At 72.6% G+C, this 22,299-nt stretch carries 21 protein-coding genes; 20 read left to right on the forward strand and 1 reads right to left on the reverse strand.

Annotated elements, in window-relative coordinates:
• The first annotated feature begins 96 nt into the window (after positions 1 to 96).
• From hisI to ACIO5D_RS15035, 20 genes are all read left to right on the forward strand, one after another.
• Entirely contained in the window at positions 97 to 468 is a 372-nt protein-coding gene (gene hisI, locus ACIO5D_RS14940; protein ID WP_400795337.1) for a phosphoribosyl-AMP cyclohydrolase, read from the forward strand.
• A 40-nt stretch (positions 469 to 508) separates the two neighbouring features.
• Positions 509 to 2,029 (forward strand): anthranilate synthase component I, encoded by a 1,521-nt coding sequence (locus ACIO5D_RS14945; protein WP_363607348.1) that lies wholly within the window; start codon positions 509 to 511, stop codon positions 2,027 to 2,029.
• Between the two features lie 32 nt (positions 2,030 to 2,061).
• Positions 2,062 to 2,562, forward strand: a complete 501-nt coding sequence (locus tag ACIO5D_RS14950; protein WP_400795339.1) for a Uma2 family endonuclease — start codon at positions 2,062 to 2,064, stop codon at positions 2,560 to 2,562.
• The gene (locus ACIO5D_RS14955) at positions 2,559 to 3,185 is read left to right on the forward strand and encodes a TIGR02234 family membrane protein (protein ID WP_363607350.1); all 627 of its coding nucleotides are present in this window, start codon (positions 2,559 to 2,561) and stop codon (positions 3,183 to 3,185) included. The genes ACIO5D_RS14950 and ACIO5D_RS14955 overlap by 4 nt, the downstream gene beginning before the upstream one ends.
• A 161-nt stretch (positions 3,186 to 3,346) precedes the next feature.
• Positions 3,347 to 3,592, forward strand: a complete 246-nt coding sequence (locus tag ACIO5D_RS14960; RefSeq protein ID WP_363607351.1) for an HGxxPAAW family protein — start codon at positions 3,347 to 3,349, stop codon at positions 3,590 to 3,592.
• A gap of 88 nt (positions 3,593 to 3,680) precedes the next feature.
• Positions 3,681 to 4,121 (forward strand): DUF2752 domain-containing protein, encoded by a 441-nt coding sequence (locus tag ACIO5D_RS14965; RefSeq protein ID WP_363607352.1) that lies wholly within the window; start codon positions 3,681 to 3,683, stop codon positions 4,119 to 4,121.
• Between the two features lie 193 nt (positions 4,122 to 4,314).
• Entirely contained in the window at positions 4,315 to 5,121 is an 807-nt protein-coding gene (trpC, locus tag ACIO5D_RS14970; protein ID WP_363607353.1) for an indole-3-glycerol phosphate synthase TrpC, read from the forward strand.
• Between the two features lie 10 nt (positions 5,122 to 5,131).
• Positions 5,132 to 5,281, forward strand: coding sequence for a tryptophan biosynthesis modulator TrpM (gene trpM, locus ACIO5D_RS14975; protein ID WP_400656683.1), 150 nt, complete (start codon positions 5,132 to 5,134; stop codon positions 5,279 to 5,281).
• 49 nt (positions 5,282 to 5,330) lie between these two features.
• Positions 5,331 to 6,581, forward strand: a complete 1,251-nt coding sequence (gene trpB, locus ACIO5D_RS14980; RefSeq protein ID WP_363607354.1) for a tryptophan synthase subunit beta — start codon at positions 5,331 to 5,333, stop codon at positions 6,579 to 6,581.
• Between the two features lie 2 nt (positions 6,582 to 6,583).
• Positions 6,584 to 7,393, forward strand: coding sequence for a tryptophan synthase subunit alpha (gene trpA, locus ACIO5D_RS14985; RefSeq protein WP_400656686.1), 810 nt, complete (start codon positions 6,584 to 6,586; stop codon positions 7,391 to 7,393).
• A gap of 230 nt (positions 7,394 to 7,623) precedes the next feature.
• Complete coding sequence (locus tag ACIO5D_RS14990; protein ID WP_363607356.1) at positions 7,624 to 7,899, forward strand: hypothetical protein; 276 nt, start codon at positions 7,624 to 7,626, stop codon at positions 7,897 to 7,899.
• A gap of 125 nt (positions 7,900 to 8,024) precedes the next feature.
• A complete protein-coding gene (locus tag ACIO5D_RS14995) occupies positions 8,025 to 8,537 on the forward strand; it encodes a MauE/DoxX family redox-associated membrane protein (RefSeq protein ID WP_363607357.1) in 513 nt (170 codons plus the stop codon).
• A gap of 52 nt (positions 8,538 to 8,589) precedes the next feature.
• Complete coding sequence (locus ACIO5D_RS15000) at positions 8,590 to 9,453, forward strand: thioredoxin domain-containing protein (RefSeq protein WP_363607358.1); 864 nt, start codon at positions 8,590 to 8,592, stop codon at positions 9,451 to 9,453.
• Between the two features lie 141 nt (positions 9,454 to 9,594).
• Positions 9,595 to 10,626: a prolipoprotein diacylglyceryl transferase gene (gene lgt / locus ACIO5D_RS15005; RefSeq protein ID WP_400795342.1), complete on the forward strand. Its 1,032-nt coding sequence runs from the start codon at positions 9,595 to 9,597 to the stop codon at positions 10,624 to 10,626.
• A 144-nt stretch (positions 10,627 to 10,770) separates the two neighbouring features.
• Positions 10,771 to 11,508 (forward strand): VIT1/CCC1 transporter family protein, encoded by a 738-nt coding sequence (locus tag ACIO5D_RS15010; protein WP_363607360.1) that lies wholly within the window; start codon positions 10,771 to 10,773, stop codon positions 11,506 to 11,508.
• Between the two features lie 535 nt (positions 11,509 to 12,043).
• Positions 12,044 to 16,636: a glutamate synthase large subunit gene (gene gltB, locus ACIO5D_RS15015; protein ID WP_400795531.1), complete on the forward strand. Its 4,593-nt coding sequence runs from the start codon at positions 12,044 to 12,046 to the stop codon at positions 16,634 to 16,636.
• A complete protein-coding gene (locus ACIO5D_RS15020; protein ID WP_363607361.1) occupies positions 16,629 to 18,089 on the forward strand; it encodes a glutamate synthase subunit beta in 1,461 nt (486 codons plus the stop codon). Before gltB ends, ACIO5D_RS15020 begins: the two co-directional genes overlap by 8 nt.
• A 272-nt stretch (positions 18,090 to 18,361) precedes the next feature.
• A complete protein-coding gene (locus ACIO5D_RS15025; RefSeq protein ID WP_363607362.1) occupies positions 18,362 to 19,228 on the forward strand; it encodes a helix-turn-helix transcriptional regulator in 867 nt (288 codons plus the stop codon).
• A 70-nt stretch (positions 19,229 to 19,298) separates the two neighbouring features.
• Entirely contained in the window at positions 19,299 to 20,756 is a 1,458-nt protein-coding gene (locus tag ACIO5D_RS15030; RefSeq protein ID WP_363607363.1) for an aldehyde dehydrogenase family protein, read from the forward strand.
• A 152-nt stretch (positions 20,757 to 20,908) separates the two neighbouring features.
• Complete coding sequence (locus ACIO5D_RS15035) at positions 20,909 to 21,700, forward strand: maleylpyruvate isomerase family mycothiol-dependent enzyme (RefSeq protein WP_363607364.1); 792 nt, start codon at positions 20,909 to 20,911, stop codon at positions 21,698 to 21,700.
• Between the two features lie 13 nt (positions 21,701 to 21,713).
• Here ACIO5D_RS15035 and ACIO5D_RS15040 read toward each other — a convergent pair whose 3' ends face one another.
• Complete coding sequence (locus ACIO5D_RS15040; RefSeq protein ID WP_400795345.1) at positions 21,714 to 22,283, reverse strand: Uma2 family endonuclease; 570 nt, start codon at positions 22,281 to 22,283, stop codon at positions 21,714 to 21,716.
• Between the last annotated feature and the right edge of the window lie 16 nt (positions 22,284 to 22,299).

The raw sequence follows: 22,299 nt of genomic DNA on the forward strand, positions 1-22,299 counted from the left end.
GAGCGGATCGGTCGGACAGATAGCACCGGAGGGGCCGGGTGCGCCCGGCAGGCCCGGACCGGGAGCCCGGCGCGCCGGGCTGACACAATGGGACCCATGTCCTCCACACCCGCCGCCCCCGGCACCACCGCCCTGGCTCCCGCGATCGTCGCCCGCCTCAAGCGGACCGAGGACGGTCTGCTCCCGGCCATCGCGCAGCAGTACGACACCGGCGAGGTGCTGATGCTCGGCTGGATGGACGACGAGGCGCTGCACCGTACCCTCACCACCGGCCGCTGCACCTACTGGAGCCGCAGCCGCCGGGAGTACTGGGTGAAGGGCGACACCTCGGGCCACGTCCAGCAGGTCAAGTCCGTCGCGCTGGACTGCGACGGCGACACCCTGCTGGTCCGGGTCGACCAGACCGGCGCCGCCTGCCACACCGGCGACCGCACCTGCTTCGACGCCGACGTGCTCCCGCTCGCCTGACCCCGCCCCGCCGAAACGACCAGAAACGGTGCCGCTCCCCATGGATCTCGAAACCTTCCGCAAGCTCGCCGTCGACACCCGGGTCATCCCGGTCACCCGCAGGCTCCTCGCGGACGGTCTCACCCCCATCGGCCTCTACCGCAGCCTCGCGGCCGAGCGCACCGGCACCTTCCTGCTGGAGTCCGCCGAGCAGGGCCGCAGCTGGTCCCGCTACTCCTTCGTCGGCGTCCGCAGCGGCGCCACCCTGACCGCGGGGCCGGACGGCACCGCCCGCTGGCTCGGCACCCCGCCGGTCGGCATCCCCACCACCGGCGACCCGCTCCAGGTGCTGCGCGCCGCGCTGGAGGCCCTGCACACCCCGCGCCGTACCGACGACGGCCTGCCCCCGCTCACCGGCGGCCTGGTCGGCTACCTCGGGTACGACATCGTCCGCCGGCTGGAGAAGCTGCCCGACCTCAACCCGGACGACCTGAAGCTCCCCGAGCTGACCATGCTGCTCGCCACCGACCTGGCCGTGCTCGACCACGTCGACGGCACGGTGCTGCTGATCGCCAACGCGGTCAACCACAACGACCTGGCCAGCGGCGTCGACGAGGCCTACGCGGACGCGGTGGCCCGGCTCGACGCGATGGAGACCGACCTGCTCAAGCCGGTCGACCCGGGGCTCGCCACCTTCACCCCGTCCGGCCCCGGTGACGTCCGCTCGCCGTTCGGCGGGGCGCCGTACCGGGCCGCCGTCGAGGAGGTCAAGGAGCGGATCCGGGCGGGCGAGGCCTTCCAGGTCGTGCCCTCGCAGCGGTTCGAGGCGCCCTGCCCGGCCTCCGCGCTGGACGTCTACCGGGTGCTGCGGACCACCAACCCCAGCCCGTACATGTACCTGTTCCGCTTCCCCGGCCCGGACGGCACCGCCGAGGGCGGCTTCGACGTGGTCGGCTCCAGCCCGGAGGCGCTGGTCAAGGTCACCGAGGGCGAGGCGATGGTGCACCCGATCGCCGGCACCCGGCACCGCGGCGCCACCCCGCACGAGGACGCCGAGCTGGCCGCCGAGCTGCTCGCCGACCCGAAGGAGCGGGCCGAGCACCTGATGCTGGTGGACCTGGGCCGCAACGACCTCGGGCGGGTCTGCGAGCCGGGCAGCGTCGAGGTGGTCGACTTCATGCAGGTCGAGCGCTACAGCCACGTCATGCACATCGTCTCGACCGTCACCGGCCGGGTGGCGCCCGGGCGGACCGCCTTCGACGTGCTGACCGCCTGCTTCCCGGCCGGTACCCTGTCCGGCGCGCCGAAGCCGCGCGCGATGCGGATCATCGAAGAGCTGGAGCCCACCCGCCGGGGCCTGTACGGCGGCTGCGTCGGCTATCTGGACTTCGCCGGGGACTCCGACACCGCGATCGCCATCCGCACCGCCGTCCTGCGCGACGGCACCGCCTACGTCCAGGCGGGCGCGGGAGTGGTCGCCGACTCCGACCCGCACGGCGAGGACACCGAGTGCCGCAACAAGGCGGCCGCCGTCCTGCGCGCCGTCGCCACCGCCAATACGCTGCGCACGCCGACGGTGTAGGACCGGCGGCGCGGGGCCGAAGGAGCAGCAGGATGCCGGACGAACGGCAGCAGATCGTCACCGCGGCCAGGGCCCAGATCGACGGCCAGCTGGCCGGCCGGGGCGCGGTCCGCCAGGACGTCGTCGTCCGGGCGCCGTCCGGGCGGAGCGGGCGGGCCGCCGAGCTCGCGGTGGTCGCGCCGGGTGCGGAACACACCGCCGGAGGCGGCTACCGGGCCGCCGACCTGGAGGCGGTGCTGGAGGTCACCGACCGGTCGCGGCGGGCCGGTGACCCGGCCGGCCGGCACCGCTTCCTCGCCGAGTGCGGGATCCCGCTGTACGTGGTGGTCGACCCGGTGGCGGCGGTCTGCACCGTGCACAGCGCGCCGCAGCCGGGCGGGACGTACCGGGAGGCGGAGCGGGTGCCGTTCGGCAACGACCTCTTCCTGCCGCTGGCGGAGCGGACGCTGGTGCTGCGGACCGACGACTTCCCGGTCGGGCCGGCCACCCCGGATGCGGAGCCGGGCGGCGGCCGGGGGATAGTGGACGGGTGAGCGCCTCTCCCCAGCCCCGCCCCGACGCCGGGCCCGCCCCCGCCCCCGCCGCCGCCCCCGCCAAGGCCGGGCGGCGGACGCTCGGCCTGATGCTGCTGCTGACCGCGCTGGGCGCCGTCCTGGTGCTGACCGCGGTGAGCCGGGTCTGGGCCGAGGGCCGGGCCGGGACGCTGGCGGTGTCCGTCACCGGCGGCCGGATCTCCGAACTGCCCGGCGGGCTGGCGCTGGTGGCGCTGGCGGCGGCGGTCGCGGTGTTCGCGGTCCGCGGCGCAGGGCGGGTCGCGGTCGGCGTGCTCACGCTGCTGGCCGGTCTCGGCGCGGCCGCGAGCGCGGCGGCGGGCGCCGGCGACAGCGCCGCGCTGGACAGCGAGGCGGCCCGGATCCTCGCGCTCTCCGGGACGACGGCCACCGAGGTCAGCCGCTCGGCCTGGCCGTGGCTCGCCCTGTTCGGCGGGCTGCTGCTGGCCGCGGCCGGGCTGCTCACCGTCCGCTTCGGCCGGTCCTGGCCGGCCATGGGCAGCCGTTACGAGGCGCCGACCCGCAAGGCCCCGGCGAAGGCCGCCGAGACGCCGGCCGACCTGTGGAAGGCGCTGGACCGGGGCGAGGACCCGACGGCCGTCTGAGCGGCCCGCCCGGGGCGTCCGGGGCGGGCCGGGCGCTGTGACGCGATAGACCCGCCACCCCCTTTGGGGTGCCGGTGTGTGGCCCGGCACAATGGAACACGTCAACCCGCGAGGGGCCCGCAGGCCCGGCCGGGGCCCGGAGAAGCAAGGAGCACCATCAGATGTCGGCAGCAGCACACGGCCACACCCCCGCCGCCTGGACCGGCGTGACCATCTCCTTCATCGGCTTCGCGATCGCGGGCGTCGCCATGATCCTCCCGTCCGTGCCGGTGGTCTGGGGCGGCCTGGCGGTCATCCTGCTCGGCGGCGTGGTCGGCAAGGCCATGTCGATGGCGGGCATGGGCAAGCAGCCGAGCGTCAACGTGGAGACCGCCGAGGACCGCGCGGCCGCCGCCGTCACCGCCTGACCCCGGAGTTCGCACGGCTGAACGGCGGGCGCCACGCCCGCCGTTTCGTTCTGCTCCCCGCTTGCACCGAACGGGCACAATCAGGGGCGTGAACGCCGCCCCCACCGCCTCCGCCCGGCCGCCCGCAGTGCGCCGGCTGGGCCCTCCGCTGGCCGCCCTGGCCGCGGTGGCCCTCCCCACCGTGTACATCGCGGTGGTGGATCCCAACGCCCCCGGTCACTACCCGACCTGCCCGTTCCTGGCCGCCACCGGCTGGTGGTGCCCGGGCTGCGGCGGTCTGCGCTGCGTCCACGCGCTCAGCCACGGGGACCTGACCGGCGCGCTGCACGACAACGCGCCCGCCGTCCTGCTGTTCGCCGTCCTGGCAGTGCTGTGGCTCCGCTGGGTGTGGGCCGCGGTGAGCGGCGGCCCGGCGCCCCGGGTCTCGGTCGGGGCGCGGCGCTGGGCGCTGATCGCCCTGCTGGTGCTGGTCTTCACGGTGGTGCGCAATCTGCCGGTCGGGGCGGGACTGGCGCCACCGCTGGTCTGAGGCCCGGTACCGGCGTCGCGTCCGGGGTGTTCGTGAGGGATCGGCCGAGGTGGGGGGCGTCCGGCCCGCGAGACGCGCGCCGGGCTGCCGCGCCCCGCGCTCCCCGGTGCCGATACCATCGAAGAGCCGGCCGACCCACTGGCCGTCCGGCTCTTCGCCAGCCGAACTAGCAGAACATGATGGGGGCGCAAGAGTGAGTGTGCTCGACAAGATCATCGAAGGTGTCCGTGAGGACCTCGCCGAGCGGCAGGCCCTGGTCTCGCTGGACGAGCTCAAGGAGCTCGCGGCCAAGGCCCCGGACGCCAAGGACGGCGTCGCCGCCCTCAAGGGCGACGGTGTACGCGTGATCTGCGAGGTCAAGCGCTCCAGCCCGTCCAAGGGCGCCCTGGCCGCGATCGCGGACCCGGCCGCCCTGGCCACCGACTACGCGGCCGGCGGGGCCGCCGCGATCAGCGTGCTGACCGAGCAGCGCCGCTTCGGCGGGTCGCTGGCCGACCTGGACGCCGTCCGGGCCGCGGTGGACACCCCGCTGCTGCGCAAGGACTTCATCGTCACCGCCTACCAGCTCTGGGAGGCCCGCGCCCACGGCGCCGACCTGGCCCTGCTGATCGTCGCCGCGCTGGAGCAGCCGGCCCTGGTGTCGCTGATCGAGCGCGCCGAGTCGATCGGCCTCACCCCGCTGATCGAGGTGCACGACGAGGAGGAGATCGCCCGCGCGGTGGACGCCGGCGCGCGGATCATCGGCGTCAACGCCCGCAACCTCAAGACCCTTGAGGTGGACCGCAACACCTTCGGCAACGTCGTCCACGCCATCCCGGACGGTGTCGTCAAGGTCGCCGAGTCCGGCGTGCGCGGCCCGCTGGACGTGATCTCGTACGCCAACCTGGGCGCCGACGCGGTGCTGGTCGGCGAGTCCCTGGTGACCGGCAAGGACCCGCGGGCCGCCGTGGCCGACCTGGTCGCGGCCGGCGCCCACCCCGCCCTGCGGCACAAGGACTGACCCCGCCGCCATGAAACTCGCCTCCCGTCTCGCCCCCGGTTGCCGCCCGCGCGGCTGCCGCGCGCCCGCACGCCGGGTGCTGGGCAGGCGGGTGCGCTATGTGATCGGCTGCGAGCCCGGGCAGGTGCAGGGCCGCCGATGGCGCAGGACGCCCGGCTGATCCCAGCCGTTCCGACGTCACTGCCGTCATCTTCCAGAAGGACTTCACCATGTCCGAGAAGGACTACCTGCCCGGTGCCGAGGTACCGGACGCCCGCGGCTACTTCGGCGCCTACGGCGGCCGCTTCATCCCGGAGGCGCTGGTCGCCGCCGTCGAACAGGTCGCCGAGGAGTACGAGAAGGCGAAGGCCGACCCTGCCTTCGCCGCCGAGCTGAACGCGCTGCTCAAGGACTACACCGGCCGTCCCAGCCCGCTGACCGACGTGCACCGCTTCTCCGCCGAGGCGGGCGGCGCGCGCGTCCTGCTCAAGCGCGAGGACCTCAACCACACCGGCTCGCACAAGATCAACAACGTGCTGGGCCAGGCCCTGCTCACCCGCCGGATGGGCAAGACCCGGATCATCGCCGAGACCGGCGCCGGCCAGCACGGCGTGGCCACCGCCACCGCCTGCGCGCTGTTCGGCTTCGACTGCACCGTCTACATGGGCGAGGTCGATACCGAGCGCCAGGCGCTGAACGTCGCCCGGATGCGGATGCTCGGCGCCGAGGTGGTGGCCGTCAAGTCCGGCAGCCGCACCCTCAAGGACGCCATCAACGAGGCGTTCCGCGACTGGGTCGCCAACGTCGACTCCACCCACTACCTGTTCGGCACCGTGGCCGGCCCGCACCCGTTCCCGATGATGGTCCGGGACTTCCACCGGGTCATCGGCGTCGAGGCCCGCCAGCAGGTCCTCGACCGCACCGGCAGGCTCCCGGACGCCGTGGTCGCCTGCGTCGGCGGCGGCTCCAACGCGATGGGCATCTTCCACGAGTTCATCCCGGACGCCGGTGTGCGCCTGATCGGCTGCGAGGCGGCCGGCGAGGGCGCCGAGACCCCCCGGCACGCCGCCACCCTCACCAAGGGCGACCCCGGTGTGCTGCACGGCTCGCGCACCTACGTCCTGCAGGACGAGGACGGGCAGACCATCGAGTCGCACTCCATCTCGGCCGGCCTCGACTACCCGGGCGTCGGCCCGGAGCACGCCTGGCTGAAGGACACCGGCCGGGCCGAGTACCGCCCGGTCACCGACGACGCCGCCATGCAGGCGCTGCGGCTGCTGTCCCGCACCGAGGGCATCATCCCGGCCATCGAGAGCGCCCACGCGCTCGCCGGCGCCCTGGAGCTGGGCCGCGAGCTCGGCCCCGAGGCCACCATCCTGGTCTCGCTCTCCGGGCGTGGCGACAAGGACATGCACACCGCGGCCCAGTACTTCGGCCTGTACGACGAGGCTGCCGACGGCGCCGCCAACGGGGGTAAGTGACCATGGCTTCGAAGCTCAGTGGCATTCTGGCGGCGGCCGGGGCGGAGCACCGCGCCGCGCTGATCGGCTACCTGCCGGCCGGCTTCCCCAGCGTGGAGGGCGGCGTACGCGCCGTCAACGCGCTGATCGAGGGCGGCTGCGACATCGTCGAGGTCGGCCTGCCGCACTCCGACCCGGTGCTGGACGGCCCGACCATCCAGACCGCCGACGACATCGCGCTGCGGGGCGGGGTGCGGATCAAGGACGTGCTGCACACCGTCCAGGAGGTCGCCACCGCGCACCCCGAGGCGGCGGTGCTGGTCATGACGTACTGGAACCCGGTCGACCGCTACGGCACCGCGCGCTTCGCCGCGGACCTGGCCGCCGCGGGCGGCGCGGGCTGCATCCTGCCGGACCTGCCGGTGGAGGAGTCCGAGGAGTGGCGCAAGGCGGCGGACGAGCACGGTCTGGACACCGTGTTCGTGGTCGCCCCCAGCAGCAAGGACAAGCGCCTCGCCGAGGTGACCGCGGCCGGCAGCGGCTTCGTCTACGCGGCCGCCGTGATGGGCGTGACCGGCACCCGGGCCCAGGTCGGCAACCTCGCCGAGGACCTGGTCGCCCGGACCCGGGCCACCACCGAGCTGCCGGTCTGCGTCGGCCTCGGCGTCTCGACCGCCGACCAGGCCGCCGAGGTGGCCGGCTTCGCGGACGGCGTGATCGTGGGCTCCGCGTTCGTCCAGCGCATCCTGGACGCCGACGGCGACGAGCCGACCGCGCTGGCGGCCGTGCGCGCGCTGGCCGGCGAGCTGGCCGAGGGCGTCCGCCGCCGCTGACGGCACCCGCCGACGGCATTCGTGCCCGACGGCCCGCCACCCCGCCCGGGGTGGCGGGCCGTCGGGCGTTTCCGGGGCGGTCCCGCCGGGGCCGGTCGGACCCCGAACGGGTGAACAGTGCGGGGGAGACGCATCAGGCGGGGTTGACCGGCGTTGAGTGGAGGGACGAGTGCACGAACGACGTGCCCGGCGGCTTGCGGCGGGCACGGAGCGAGCGAAGGGGTCTGCCGGTGCCTGGTCTCCAGCGAGCCGTCCTGTTGCGGGCGGCCGCGGCCGTGCTGGCGCTGAGCGCCGCCGTCGGGGCCGACACCGAGGTCGGGCAGGCGCTGGCCAGGCGGGGTGCGGAGCGGGCCGAGCGGGACGCGTCCGTCTGCGCCGGGGCGGCCCGGGCGGACGCGGTGGCCCGGGCGGACGTGGTGGTCAGGGCGGCGCGCTCGTACCCGCGGGGGCGGCCCGCCGCGGACGAGCCGGGACGGCCGCCGGAGTGCGAGCCGAACGGGCGTTAGAACGGATTCGGACACACCGTCATCAGGTGTCACTCATCCGGCTTAATTCCTGAAAATGGAGGAACCGTCCTTCATCCCTTACGGTTCATCAGGAAGTGAACGAGTTTCCCGAGGGGGGTTTCCCGATGGCCGGCTCGGCAGCGCAGCGGAGCGGCACCGCGCCCACGGTACGGCGGGTCTGGCCGGCCTGGACCGAATGGCTCGGTACGGCCGCCCGGCTGGGCCTCGCCGTGGTCTGGGGCTGGGCCGGTCTGGCCAAGATCGCCGACCCGGCCGAGGCCGCCCAGGCGGTGCGCGCCTACGAGATCCTGCCGGAGGCGCTGGTCAAGCCGGTCGGCTACGCCCTGCCGTTCCTGGAGCTGGCGCTCGCCCTGCTGCTGGTCATCGGCTTCGGTGTCCGGCTGGTCGCGGGCGTCTCCGCCCTGCTGCTGCTCGCCTTCATCGCCGGGATCGCCTCCGCCTGGGCGCGCGGCATCTCCATCGACTGCGGCTGCTTCGGCGGCGGCGGAGCGGTGGACGCCTCGCAGACCGAGTACCTGCAGGAGATCCTGCGCGACACCGGGTTCCTGCTGCTGGCCGGGTGGCTGCTCCGGCGGCCCCGGACCAGGCTCTCGGTGGACGGCTGGCTGGCGAGCTGACCGGCACATCCCACCCCCACCCCATCCGCACCCCGACCCTGGACCCAAGGCAATGAGCGAGAAGAACCGAGAAGGCAAGCGCACCGCCCGCGAGCGGATGCAGGCGGAGCGGGTGGCCGACGAGGCCCGCACCAGGAAGAAGAAGAAGCTGGTGATCGGCGGGGTGGTCCTGGCGGTGATCGCCGCCGCCGTGGTCACCGGCGTGGTCGTACAGAACGAGCGCTCCAAGCCGGAGACCCCGACCGCCGCCCCGGCCGGCACGATCGGCGACAAGAACCTGGTCATCCCGGTCGGCGCGGCCGACGCCCCGTCCGTCCTCACCGTCTACGAGGACCCGCGCTGCCCCGCCTGCGGCATCTTCGAGCGCGAGCTCGCCCCCACCATCGACCAGCTCGAGGACCAGGGCAAGATCTACACCAACGCCCACGTCGTCTCGTTCATCGACCGGGCCGTGTCGGGCAAGGGCTCCAAGTACGGCGCCAACGCGCTGGCCTGCGCCCAGGACGCCGGGCACTACCGCGACTTCCACGACGTGCTCTACCGCAACCAGCCGGAAGAGACCAACGACGCCTTCGGCAACAAGGCCACCCTGATCAACCTGGCCAAGCAGGTCAACGGCCTGGACACGCCGGCCTTCGAGGCCTGTGTCAACGAGAACAAGTTCGGCGGCTGGGTCTCCGCCGTGCAGCAGGACTTCGACAAGTCCAGCTACAAGTCCACGCCGACGGTGCTGCTCAACGGCCAGCCGATCTACCCGAAGAACGGCAACGAGGAGATCACCCCGGAGAACCTGGTGAAGTGGGTGGACGCCGCCAACCAGGGCAAGCAGCTGGGGACACCCGGATCGCACGGGCAGTCCCCGGCGCCGAGCAGTACCGCCTCGGAGGCCAACAACCCGTCGCCGAACGCCGGCTGAGGCACCCGCCCCGCTCGTCGGCCACCGTCGTCCCCTTCCCGTCCGGAGGGGGCGGCGGCGCCTTCCGCACCCCGTTGTTCGGCATCTGTGACCCCGGGGGTGCCCGGCGCGGGCTGTCGACCCTGTAGCGTCGGAGCTGCCATGGATATCGCCTACATTCCCAGCCCGTCGCGGGGCGTCCTGTACCTCGGACCGATCCCGCTGCGCGCCTACGCCTTCTGCATCATCCTCGGTGTCGTCGTGGCCGTCTGGCTCGGCAGCAAGCGCTGGGTCGCCCGGGGCGGTGCCAAGCACACGGTCGGCGACATCGCCGTCTGGGCCGTGCCGTTCGGCCTGGTCGGCGGTCGGCTGTACCACGTGATCACCGATCACCAGCTCTACTTCGGTGACGGCAAGAACCCCTGGAACGCCTTCAAGATCTGGGAGGGCGGCCTCGGTATCTGGGGTGCCGTCGCGCTCGGCGCGGTCGGTGCCTGGATCGGCGCCCGCCGCCGGGGCGTGCCGCTGCCCGCGTACGCCGACGCCATCGCGCCCGGTATCGCGCTCGCCCAGGCGTTCGGCCGCTGGGGCAACTGGTTCAACCAGGAGCTGTACGGCCGGGAGACCACGCTGCCGTGGGGGCTGGAGATCGACAAGACCCTGCCCGGCGGCGAGGTGGTCAAGGGCATCTACCACCCGACCTTCCTGTACGAGTCGCTCTGGTGCGTGGGAGTCGCGCTGCTGGTGATCTGGGCGGACCGCCGGTTCACCCTCGGGCACGGCCGGGCCTTCGCGCTGTACGCGGCCGCGTACACGGCGGGCCGGTTCTGGACCGAGTACCTGCGGATCGACGAAGCCCACCACGTCCTGGGTCTGCGGATCAACGACTGGACCGCGATCGCGGTCTTCCTGGGCGCCGTCGCCTACCTCGTGATCGTCGGCCGGAAGCGGCCCGGCCGGGAGGACCCGGCGAGCATCGACCCGGCGGCGAACGACGCCGAGGGCGCGGGTGCTTCCGCCGCCTCCGTCGCGGCCGTCGAGGACTCGAAGGCGAAGGCCGCGGAAGGCTCGGAGCCGAAGGCCGCGAAGGCCTCGGCGGGCAAGCCGTCCCGTTCCTCGGACGAAAAGGTGGACGCGGCGCCCGCCGGTGCGGCCGCCGACAAGGCCGGCAAGGACGCCAAGAACCTCACCTGACCTGCGACCTCTTCTCTCTCCGGCCGCCCCCGCACCGCGTGCGCAGGGCGGCCGGAGCGCTGTTCGGACAGCCTTACTTTGCTGGAAATGCCCAGGTCGGGCGGGCTACGTTCAGGTCAGACGATCGAACGGAGGCCCGAAAAAGTGAGTGCGACCACCCTTGAGCCCGAGGCCGGGAACCACCCCCGCATCCCTGCTGCGGGGCACCACCGCGATGTGAACGGCGGCTGGCTGCGGCCCGCCGTGTTCGGCGCGATGGACGGGCTGGTCTCCAATTTCGCGCTGATGACCGGTGTGGTCGGCGGTGCGGTCTCCAGCGGCACGGTGGTGCTGACCGGCCTCGCGGGCCTGGCGGCCGGCGCCTGCTCGATGGCCGCGGGGGAGTACACCTCGGTGGCCTCGCAGCGCGAGCTGGTGCAGGCCGAGATCGAGGCCGAGCGGCTGGAGCTGCACCGCAACCCGCACGGCGAGCTGGCCGAGCTGGCACAGCTGTACGTGGCCCGCGGGGTGGAGCCGGCGCTGGCGCACGAGGTGGCGCGGCAGCTCTCCGCCGATCCGGACCAGACGCTGGAGATCCACGCCCGGGAGGAGCTGGGCATAGACCCCAACGACCTGCCCTCGCCGTGGGTGGCGGCCGGGTCCTCGTTCGTCTGCTTCGCGGTCGGCGCGCTGCTGCCGCTGCTGCCGTACCTGCTGGGCGCGACCTCGCTGCTGCCGGCGCTGCTGATCGCGGTGGTCGGCCTGTTCGCCTGCGGTGCGGTGGTGGCCCGGGTGACGGCGCGCAACTGGTGGTACAGCGGGCTGCGGCAGCTGGTGCTGGGCGGTGCGGCGGCCGGGGTGACGTATCTGCTGGGCTGGCTGATCGGCGGGCACGTCGGCTGAGGCCGGCGGGCGGCGGGCCGGCGGCGGGGGCCGGGGGCGGGGGCCGGGGGCGGTGGAGGTGGTGGACGGGCCGGCGGGGGCGCGGAGGGGTGCGGGACCGGCGCGCGGTGACTGCATGGTTATGCCGTGTACTGCGTGACGTTCCGCACACGGGTCGGACGGCCCGCTTTTTTGGTCGTGGGTCGCGAGCCCGCCCTTTCGAGGGTTTCCATCGCCGGGCCGGTTTCGGGGGATCGAATCGAAGGCGCTCTAGGGGCGGTCGTGCCGACGGGGGATTTCGCCCCTGTTTCGGTCCCCGGGGGTGGGGGCACACTTGAGGGAGCGCGTGGCCGGACAGCTGTCTCCCGCCACCCGGACTACTAGCAGGTAATAGCCTCTGACCTGGGGTCATGTCCGCTATATGGACGTGATGTCCCACTCCCCGGGATCTCCGGCATCATGTAACCTGCACCAACTCGCAGAGGGCCAACGTCGTCCCTATTGCCCAAGCTCATTGCTCAAGACGACGACGGGAGAGCCGATGCTGTCTGCATCCATGCACTCCGCCAACGAGCCCCAGGCCGGCGCGGTCCGCCCGCCGTACGCGCTCGTTCCGGATGCGCGACCTGCTGCTCAGGGCCTGTACGACCCGCGGAACGAGCACGACGCCTGTGGCGTCGGCTTCGTCGCCACGCTGACCGGCATCGCCGATCACAAGATCGTCGAGCAGGCGCTGACCGTCCTGCGCAACCTGGAGCACCGCGGTGCCACCGGCGCCGAGCCGGACTCCGGTGACGGCGCGGGCATCCTCACCCAGATCCCGGACGCCTTCCTGCGCGCCAAGGTCCCCTTCGAGCTGCCCGCGGCCGGCTCCTACGCCGTCGGCATCGCCTTCCTCCCGGACGCCGACGCGGCCGCCGTCGCCCGGATCGCCGCGATCGCCGCCGAGGAGGGCCTGACCGTCCTCGGCTGGCGCGACGTCCCGGTCACCCCGGACCTGCTGGGCACGACCGCCCGCAGCGTGATGCCGCGCTTCCGCCAGGTCTTCCTGTCGCACCCGGAGAAGGCCGGCATCGAGCTGGACCGGGTCGCCTTCGTCGTCCGCAAGCGCGCCGAGCGCGAAGCGGGCGTCTACTTCCCGTCGCTCTCCGCCCGCACCATCGTCTACAAGGGCATGCTGACCACCGGCCAGCTGGAGCCCTTCTTCCCCGACCTGTCGGACCGGCTCTACGCCTCCGCGCTCGGCCTGGTGCACTCGCGCTTCTCCACCAACACCTTCCCGAGCTGGCCGCTCGCCCACCCGTACCGCTTCGTCGCGCACAACGGCGAGATCAACACGGTCAAGGGCAACCGGAACTGGATGACCGCCCGCGAGTCCCAGCTCGCCACCGACCTCATCCCGGCCTCCGCCGACGGGCGGGGCCTGGAGCGGATCTTCCCGGTCTGCACCCCGGACCACTCCGACTCGGCCTCCTTCGACGAGGTCCTGGAGCTGCTCCACCTCGGCGGCCGCTCGCTGCCGCACTCGGTGCTGATGATGATCCCGGAGGCGTGGGAGAACCACGCCACCATGGACCCGGCCCGCCGCGCGTTCTACCAGTACCACTCCAACCTGATGGAGCCCTGGGACGGCCCGGCCTGCGTCACCTTCACCGACGGCACCCAGATCGGCGCCGTCCTGGACCGCAACGGCCTGCGTCCGGCCCGCTACTGGATCACCGAGGACGGCCTGGTCGTCCTCTCCTCCGAGGTCGGCGTCCTCGACATCGAGCAGGAGAAGGTCGTCAGGAAGGGCCGGCTCCAGCCCGGCAGGATGTTCCTCGTCGACACCGCGGAGCACCGCATCGTCGAGGACGAGGAGCTCAAGTCCGCGCTGGCCTCCGAGCACCCCTACGCGGAGTGGGTCGCGGCCGGCCAGATCCAGCTCGCCAAGCTCCCCGAGCGCGAGCACATCGCCCACACCCACGCCTCGGTGACGCGCCGTCAGCAGACCTTCGGCTACACCGAGGAGGAGCTGCGGGTCATCCTCGCCCCGATGGCGAAGACCGGCGGCGAGGCGCTCGGCTCGATGGGCACCGACAGCCCGATCGCCGCGCTCTCCGAGAAGCCGCGACTGCTCTTCGACTACTTCGTGCAGCTCTTCGCACAGGTCACCAACCCGCCGCTGGACGCCATCCGCGAGGAGCTCGTCACCTCGCTGCTGAGCAACCTCGGCCCGGAGGGCAACCTGCTGGCCGCCGAGGCCGCCTCCTGTCGCTCGGTCGGCATCACCTTCCCGGTGATCGACAACGACGAGCTGGCCAAGCTCGTCCACGTCAACGCCGACGGCGACCAGCCCGGCCTCAAGGCCGTCACGCTCTCCGGCCTCTACAAGGTCGCCACCGGCGGCGAGGGACTGGCCGCCCGCCTGGCCGGGATCGCCGCCGAGGCCGACGCGGCGATCGCCGAGGGCGCCCGGATCGTCGTCCTCTCCGACCGGCACTCCGACGCCGAGCACGCCCCGATCCCCTCGCTGCTGCTCACCTCGGCGATCCACCACCACCTGATCCGCACCAAGCAGCGCACCCAGGTGTCGCTGCTGGTCGAGGCCGGCGACGTCCGCGAGGTCCACCACGTCGCCCTGCTGATCGGCTACGGCGCCGGCGCGGTCAACCCGTACCTGGCCATGGAGTCCGTCGAGGACCTGGTCGCCCAGGGGACCTTCCTGACCGGCATCGAGCCCGAGAAGGCCATCCGGAACCTGATCAAGGCGCTCGGCAAGGGCGTGCTCAAGGTCATGTCCAAGATGGGCATCTCCACCGTCGCCTCCTACCGCGGCGCGCAGGTCTTCGAGGCGATCGGCCTCTCCGAGCAGCTGGTCCGCGCCTACTTCGCCGGCACCACCACCAAGCTCGGCGGCATCGGCCTGGACGAGATCGCCAAGGAGACCGCCGCCCGGCACGCCAAGGCCTACCCGGCCTCCGGCATCCCCGCCGCGCACCGCGCGCTGGACATCGGCGGCGAGTACCAGTGGCGCCGCGAGGGCGAGCCGCACCTGTTCGACCCGGACACCGTCTTCCGGCTCCAGCACTCCACCCGCAACCGCCGGTACGACATCTTCAAGCAGTACACGGACCGGGTGAACGAGCAGTCCGAGCGCCTGATGACGCTGCGCGGCCTGTTCCGGCTGGACGCCCTCGGCCGCACCCCCGTCCCGGTCGAGGAGGTCGAGCCGGTCTCCGAGATCGTCAAGCGCTTCTCCACCGGCGCCATGTCGTACGGCTCCATCTCCCGTGAGGCGCACGAGACCCTCGCCATCGCGATGAACCGCCTCGGCGGCAAGTCCAACACCGGTGAGGGCGGCGAGGACCCGGACCGCCTGTACGACCCGGAGCGCCGCTCGGCGATCAAGCAGGTCGCCTCCGGCCGGTTCGGCGTCACCTCCGAGTACCTGGTCAACGCGGACGACATCCAGATCAAGATGGCCCAGGGCGCCAAGCCCGGCGAGGGCGGCCAGCTGCCCGGCCACAAGGTCTACCCGTGGGTCGCCAGGACCAGGCACTCCACCCCGGGCGTCGGCCTGATCTCCCCGCCGCCGCACCACGACATCTACTCCATCGAGGATCTGGCCCAGCTGATCCACGACCTCAAGAACGCCAACCCGGCGGCCCGCGTCCACGTGAAGCTGGTCTCCGAGGTCGGCGTCGGCACGGTCGCGGCGGGCGTCTCCAAGGCGCACGCGGACGTGGTGCTGGTCTCCGGCCACGACGGCGGCACCGGCGCCTCGCCGCTCACCTCGCTCAAGCACGCCGGCGGCCCCTGGGAGCTCGGCCTCGCCGAGACCCAGCAGACCCTGCTGCTCAACGGCCTGCGCGACCGCATCGTGGTGCAGACCGACGGCCAGCTGAAGACCGGCCGCGACGTGGTCATCGCCGCGCTGCTCGGCGCCGAGGAGTTCGGCTTCGCCACCGCGCCGCTGGTCGTCTCCGGCTGCATCATGATGCGCGTCTGCCACCTCGACACCTGCCCGGTCGGCGTCGCCACCCAGAACCCGGTGCTGCGCGAACGCTTCTCCGGCAAGCCCGAGTTCGTGGTCAACTTCTTCGAGTTCATCGCCGAGGAGGTCCGCGAGATCCTCGCCGGGCTGGGCTTCCGCACGATCGAGGAGGCCGTCGGCCACGCCGAGCACATCAACGCCGAGTCCGCGATCGACCACTGGAAGGCCGCCGGGCTCGACCTGGCCCCGCTCTTCCACGTCCCCGAGCTGCCCGAGGGCGCGGCCCTGCACCGCACCACCACGCAGGACCACGCACTCGACAAGGCCCTCGACAACCAGCTGATCGTGCTCGCCCAGGACGCGCTGGAGAACGGCGACGCCGTCCGCATCCAGCTGCCGATCCGCAACGTCAACCGCACCGTCGGCACCATGCTCGGCCACGAGGTGACCAAGCGGTACCGCGGCGAGGGCCTGCCGGAGGGGACCATCGACGTCACCTTCACCGGCTCGGCCGGGCAGTCCTTCGGCGCCTTCGTGCCGAGCGGCATCACCCTGCGCCTGGAGGGCGACGCCAACGACTACGTCGGCAAGGGCCTCTCCGGCGGTGTGGTGATCGTCCGCCCGGCCCGCGACGCCGCCGCCATCGGCAACGACGCCCAGAACCACGTCATCGCCGGCAACACCATCGGCTACGGCGCCACCAGCGGCCGGATCCACCTGCGCGGCAAGGCCGGCGAGCGCTTCGCCGTCCGCAACTCCGGCGCCACCCTGGTCGTCGAGGGCGTGGGCGACCACGGCCTGGAGTACATGACCGGCGGCCGGGTCGTCATCCTCGGCGAGACCGGACGCAACCTCGCGGCGGGCATGTCCGGCGGTGTCGCCTACGTGCTGGACCTGCGCCCCGCGAACGTCAACGACGGCATGGTGGGCATCGAGGCCCCGAGCGCCGACGACCGCGACTGGCTGCGCGCGACCGTGCAGCAGCACTACGAGGAGACCGGCTCCACCGTGGCCGCCGAGCTCCTGGCCGACTGGGGCAGCGGGGTCTCCCGCTTCTCCACGATCATGCCGACCGACTACAAGGCTGTGCTCGCCGCCAAGGACGCCGCTGAGCGCGATGGACTCTCCGAGTCCGAGACCACTCGCAAGATGATGGAGGCGGCACGTGGCTGACCCCAAGGGCTTCCTGACCACCGGCAAGCAGCTGGCCGAGCGCCGGCCCGTGGACGTGCGTCTGCGGGACTGGAACGAGGTCTACGTCGAGCGCAGCCTCCTGCCGATCATCACCAAGCAGGCCGGCCGCTGCATGGACTGCGGCATCCCGTTCTGCCACAACGGCTGCCCGCTCGGGAACCTCATCCCCGAGTGGAACGACCTCGCCTACCGGGACGACTGGTCCGGCGCCATCGAGCGCCTGCACGCGACCAACAACTTCCCGGAGTTCACCGGGCGGCTCTGCCCCGCGCCCTGTGAGTCCGCGTGCGTCCTCGGCATCAACCAGGACGCGGTGACCATCAAGAACGTCGAGGTCACCATCATCGACAAGGCCTGGGACCGGGGCGGCGTCGCCGCGCAGATCCCCGAGCGGCTCTCCGGCAAGACCGTCGCCGTGGTGGGCTCGGGCCCGGCCGGACTCGCCGCCGCCCAGCAGCTCACCCGGGCCGGGCACACCGTGGTGGTGTACGAGCGCGCCGACCGCATCGGCGGCCTGCTGCGCTACGGCATCCCCGAGTTCAAGATGGAGAAGCGCCACATCAACCGCCGCGTCGAGCAGATGCGCGCGGAGGGCACCCGGTTCCGCACCGGTGTCCACGTCGGCGAGGACATCACCGGCCAGCAGCTGCGCGAGCGCTTCGACGCCGTCGTGGTCGCGGCGGGTGCGACCACCGCCCGCGACCTGCCGGTGCCCGGGCGCGAGCTCAAGGGCATCCACCAGGCCATGGAGTACCTGCCGCTGGCCAACAAGGTGCAGGAGGGCGACTTCGTCGAGTCCCCGATCAGCGCCAAGGGCAAGCACGTCGTCGTCATCGGCGGCGGCGACACCGGCGCCGACTGCCTCGGCACCGCGCTGCGCCAGGGCGCGGCCTCCGTCACCCAGCTGGAGATCATGCCCCGGCCGGCCGACGAGCGCCCCGGCCACCAGCCCTGGCCGACCATGCCGATGACCTACAAGGTCACCTCCGCGCACGAGGAGGGCGGTGACCGGATCTACGCCGTGAACACCACCCGCTTCACCGGCGACGAGGACGGCAACGTCCAGGAGCTCCACCTCGTCGAGGTCGAGTTCAAGGACGGCCGGTTCGAGCCCGTCCCCGGCACCGAGCGGGCCATCCCGGCGCAGCTGGTCACCCTGGCCATGGGCTTCACCGGCACGGACGTCCGCAACGGCCTGGTCGAGCAGCTCGGCGTCGAGCTGGACGCCCGTGGCAACGTCGCGCGGGACGGCAAGTTCGCCACCACCGTGGACGGCGTGTACGTTTGCGGTGATGCAGGGCGCGGACAGTCGCTGATCGTCTGGGCCATCGCGGAGGGCCGCTCGGCCGCGGCCGCGGTGGACCGGTACCTCGGCGGCAAGACCCCGCTGCCCGCCCCGATCCGCCCGACCGACCGCCCCCTGGTGGTCTGACACCCCCTGAACGTCCGGCGCCGCATCGCCGGGCAACATGAGCCGCTCTCCCGTCAGCGTCGCCGGGCCAACGCGGTCCCTGGCGCCTGCCCTCTCCCCGACCAGTGGAGGGCAGGCGCCGTTCTGTGCTGCGGGCCAGGTCACCGGGGTGCGGTGGTGCGGGGGACTAGCACACCGTGAGCGCCTGTGCTCACGGGCTGTTGTTTGTCGGTGCCAGGTGGCAGACTGCCGCCGACGGCCGGGGGGCTGCGCGAGGTGCGGAGGTTCACGCGATGAGCACGACTCAGGCAGGCGGGGGTGCCACGGTACGGCGCCTGCTGCTGGGATCCCAGCTGCGCCGGCTGCGCGAGGCCCGGGGTGTCAGCCGGGAGGAGGCCGGTTATTCGATCAGGGCCTCCGAGTCGAAGATCAGCCGGATGGAGCTCGGCCGGGTCGGCTTCAAGGAGCGCGACGTCGCCGACCTGCTCACCCTGTACGGCGTCGAGGCCGAGCAGGAGCGGGCCTCCGTCCTCGGGCTGGTCCGGGACGCCAACGCGACGTCCTGGTGGCACGGGTACGGCGACGTCCTGCCGGGCTGGTTCCAGACCTACGTCGGACTGGAGGAGGCCGCCGCCGAGATCCGCAGCTACGAGGTCCAGTTCGTCCACGGCCTGCTGCAGACCGCCGACTACGCGCGGGCGGTGATCGCCGTCGGCGGCCATGTCACCGAGGCCGAGGAGATCGAACGGCGGGTGGAGGTCCGGCTCAAGCGCCAGGAGGTGCTCACCGCCGAGCGGGCGCCCCGGCTGCTGGCCGTCCTGGACGAGGCCGCGCTGCGCCGCCCCTGGGGCGGATCCGGGGTGATGCGGGCGCAGATCGACCGGCTGCTGGAGCTGACCGAACTGCCGCACGTGGTGCTGCAGGTGATGCCGCTGGGCTTCGGCGGCCTGCGCGCGGAGGGCGGCGCGTTCTCGGTGCTGAGCTTCGCCGAGCCGGAGCTCTCCGACGTGGTCTACCTGGAGCAGTTCACCACCGCGCTCTATCTGGACAAGCCCGCCGAGGTGGCCGAGTACACGGACGCGATGAACGGCCTGCTGGGCGACGGCCTGTCCCCCGAGCGGACACGGGAACTTCTTCGCTCCGTACGCCAAGAACTGTAAAGCGTCAGTACGATGAGTGCCGATCAGATCTGATCGTAGGGTTTTCCCCAATCGGCACGAGAGGGATCAGATGTCGTACCTTTCCGAGTTGGCGCTGCAGTACATCGACGGCGAGTGGCGGGCCGGCAGCGGATCCTGGGACATCGTCGACGTGGATCCCTTCACCGGCGACAAGATCGCCGCCATCACCGTCGCCACCGTCGAGGAGATCGACCAGGCGTACCGGGCCGCCGAGCGGGCGCAGAAGGAGTGGGCCGCCACCAACCCCTACGCCCGCCGGCTGGTCTTCGAGCGCGCGCTGCGCATCGTCGAGGAGCGCGAGCAGGAGATCACCGAGGCCATCATGGCCGAGCTGGGCGGCACCGCGCTCAAGGCCGGGTTCGAACTCGCCCTCACCAAGGACATGCTGCGCGAGTCGATGCAGCTGTCACTGCGCGCCGAGGGCCGGCTGCTGCCCTCGCCGGTGGACGGCAAGGAGAACCGCCTCTACCGCCTCCCGGTCGGCGTGGTCGGTGTGATCAGCCCGTTCAACTTCCCGCTGTTCCTGTCGCTGAAGGCCGTCGCCCCGGCCCTGGCCCTCGGCAACGGCGTGGTGCTCAAGCCGCACCAGGAGACCCCGGTGGTCGGCGGCACCCTGATCGCCAGGATCTTCGAGGAGGCGGGCCTGCCGGCCGGCCTGCTGAACGTCGTGGTCACCGACATCGCCGAGATCGGCGACGCCTTCATCGAGCACCCCGTGCCCAAGGTGATCTCCTTCACCGGCTCCGACAAGGTGGGCCGGCACGTCGCCACCGTCGCCGCCTCGCACTTCAAGCGGACGGTACTGGAACTCGGCGGGAACAGCGCGCTGATCGTGCTGGACGACGCCGACATCGACTACGCGGTGGACGCGGCGGTGTTCAGCCGCTTCGCCCACCAGGGCCAGGTCTGCATGGCCGCCAACCGGGTGCTGGTGGACCGCGGCATCGAGGCCGAGTTCACCGAGAAGTTCGTCCGCAAGGTCGCCTCGCTGAAGGTCGGCGACCCGAAGGACCCGGCCACCCAGATCGGCCCGCTGATCAACCCCGTCCAGGCCGACTCCCTCACCGTCCAGGTCGACCAGGCGATCGCCTCCGGCGCCACCGCGCTGCTGCGCGGCGGGACCAGCGGCAGCCTGATGGACCCGGTCGTGCTCGGTGGCCTGCCGGCCGGCGCGCCGATCCTCCAGCGCGAACTGTTCGGCCCGGTCGTGCTGGTGGTCCCGTTCGACGGGGAGGACGAGGCGGTCCGGCTCGCCAACGACACCCCGTTCGGCCTCAGCGGCGCGGTGCACACCGCGGACGTCGAGCGTGGCGTCCGGGTGGCCAAGCGGATCGAGACCGGCATGATCCACGTCAACGACGGCACCATCGCCGACGAGGCGATCGTCCCCTTCGGCGGCGAGAAGAACTCGGGCGTGGGCCGGCTGAACGGCGAGTCGACGGTGGACGCGTTCACCACGGTGAAGTGGATCTCCGTCCAGCACGGGCGCAGCCGCTTCCCGTTCTGAGCCGCTTCCCGTCCCGAGCGGCCTTGCGCACCGGTGCGCCGGGGCGTCCAAGGGCCCGTCACCCCTCCTGGGGCGGCGGGCCGTTGCCGTTCCGGACCCGGCCGGGGCCGCCGGTGGTGTCGCGCTTCCGCTGTTCGATCTACCGTGGCGTCATGAGCTCTCTGGACTATGACCGCTTCTGTTCCGAAATCGCCGCGCAGACCGGGCTGTTGGCGGCCCGGATCGAGGGCGCCGATCTCACCGTCCCGGTCCCCTCCTGCCCCGACTGGAACGTCGGCCAGCTGCTGCGTCACCTCGGCGGGGCCCAGCGCTGGGCCGAGACGATCGTGCGGACCCGGGCCACCGCGCCCGTCCCCGACGGCGACCTCCGCGACCTCTCCGCCTACACGGACGAGGACCCGGCCGTACTCGGCCCCTGGCTCGCCGAGGGCGCCGAGCGGCTCGCCGCCACCCTGCGGGCCGCCGACCCGGGGGCGGCGTTGTGGTCGCCCGTCCCGGGCGGCGGCGCGCCCTTCTACGCGCGCCGGTTCCTGCACGAGACCGTCATCCACCGGGCCGACGCGACCCTGGCCCTCGGCGCGGAGTTCGCCGTCGACCGGGAGGTGGCCCTGGACGGTCTTGACGAGTGGATGGAGCTCGGTGCGCTGCCGGTACTCCTGGAGATCCGCCCCGGGATGCGCGAACTGCTCGGCCCCGGCCGCACCCTGGCCTTCCGGGCCACCGATCTGCCGCCCGGGCCGGCGGCCGGCTGGCTGGTGGACCTCACCGGCGACGCCCTCGCCTGGCGCCGCTCCGGGGAGCCGGCCGCCGTCACCGTGCGGGCTCCGCTGACCGACCTGCTGCTGCTGGTCTACAAGCGGCGCCCCGCCGGGGGCGGGGCCGTCGAGGTGGCCGGCGACGCGGCCCTGCTCGACTTCTGGCTGGAGCGGGTCAGCTTCGGGTGAGCGGGTACGGCGGTCAGGCCGGGTAGCGGATCAGTGCGTCGGTGGCGAGGTCGAACGCGAACGGCTCCGGGATCGGCACCCGGTCGCCGAACCTGCCGCTCCACCGCTGGTGGTAGACGCCTCCGGAGGGGGCCGAGTAGAGGACGAGCACGCCATCGCGCGGGTCGATCAGCAGATATAGCGGGATGTGCGTCAGCGGGTAGTCGCGAACCTTGCCGACCAGGTCGTTCTCCGGGTTCGGCGGCGAGACGATCTCGACGGCGATCGTGGCCAGCTCGGCCGGCACGTCGTTGCCGCCGAACTCGACCACCGAGACCGGGATGTAGGTCAGGTCCGGGTTGCGGAGCTTGCCGACGTTCGGCGACGCGAGGCCGGTGTTCTCGCTCGGCATCAGGTCGGCGGGCCGGTGTGCGTCGAACTGCTCCCGGACGATCAGCAGGTTCCGCTGATGGATCACCGATGGACCGGCCGTCATGATGATCTCGTCACCGGACACCTCGATCTTCCATCCCGACGGCGGGGTCAGGCTCCGCGCGTACGCCAGGAGCTGGGCATGCCGTTCGGGGACGTCGAACTCGGTCATGCCGTCATCCTCGCAC

It is taken from the genome of Kitasatospora sp. NPDC087315 (assembly GCF_044744345.1).
Taxonomy (GTDB): Bacteria; Actinomycetota; Actinomycetes; order Streptomycetales; family Streptomycetaceae; genus Kitasatospora.

Coding starts and splice junctions, on each gene's coding strand:
- hisI (WP_400795337.1), top strand. CDS start 97: ATGTCCTCCACACCCGCCGCCCCCGGCACCACCGCCCTGGCTCCCGCG.
- trpA (WP_400656686.1), top strand. CDS start 6,584: ATGGCTTCGAAGCTCAGTGGCATTCTGGCGGCGGCCGGGGCGGAGCAC.
- ACIO5D_RS14960 (WP_363607351.1), top strand. CDS start 3,347: ATGTCGGCAGCAGCACACGGCCACACCCCCGCCGCCTGGACCGGCGTG.
- ACIO5D_RS15040 (WP_400795345.1), bottom strand. CDS start 22,283: ATGACCGAGTTCGACGTCCCCGAACGGCATGCCCAGCTCCTGGCGTAC.
- ACIO5D_RS15030 (WP_363607363.1), top strand. CDS start 19,299: ATGTCGTACCTTTCCGAGTTGGCGCTGCAGTACATCGACGGCGAGTGG.
- ACIO5D_RS15035 (WP_363607364.1), top strand. CDS start 20,909: ATGAGCTCTCTGGACTATGACCGCTTCTGTTCCGAAATCGCCGCGCAG.
- ACIO5D_RS14995 (WP_363607357.1), top strand. CDS start 8,025: ATGGCCGGCTCGGCAGCGCAGCGGAGCGGCACCGCGCCCACGGTACGG.
- ACIO5D_RS15025 (WP_363607362.1), top strand. CDS start 18,362: ATGAGCACGACTCAGGCAGGCGGGGGTGCCACGGTACGGCGCCTGCTG.
- trpB (WP_363607354.1), top strand. CDS start 5,331: ATGTCCGAGAAGGACTACCTGCCCGGTGCCGAGGTACCGGACGCCCGC.
- lgt (WP_400795342.1), top strand. CDS start 9,595: ATGGATATCGCCTACATTCCCAGCCCGTCGCGGGGCGTCCTGTACCTC.
- ACIO5D_RS14950 (WP_400795339.1), top strand. CDS start 2,062: ATGCCGGACGAACGGCAGCAGATCGTCACCGCGGCCAGGGCCCAGATC.
- gltB (WP_400795531.1), top strand. CDS start 12,044: ATGCACTCCGCCAACGAGCCCCAGGCCGGCGCGGTCCGCCCGCCGTAC.
- trpM (WP_400656683.1), top strand. CDS start 5,132: ATGAAACTCGCCTCCCGTCTCGCCCCCGGTTGCCGCCCGCGCGGCTGC.
- ACIO5D_RS14945 (WP_363607348.1), top strand. CDS start 509: ATGGATCTCGAAACCTTCCGCAAGCTCGCCGTCGACACCCGGGTCATC.
- ACIO5D_RS15000 (WP_363607358.1), top strand. CDS start 8,590: ATGAGCGAGAAGAACCGAGAAGGCAAGCGCACCGCCCGCGAGCGGATG.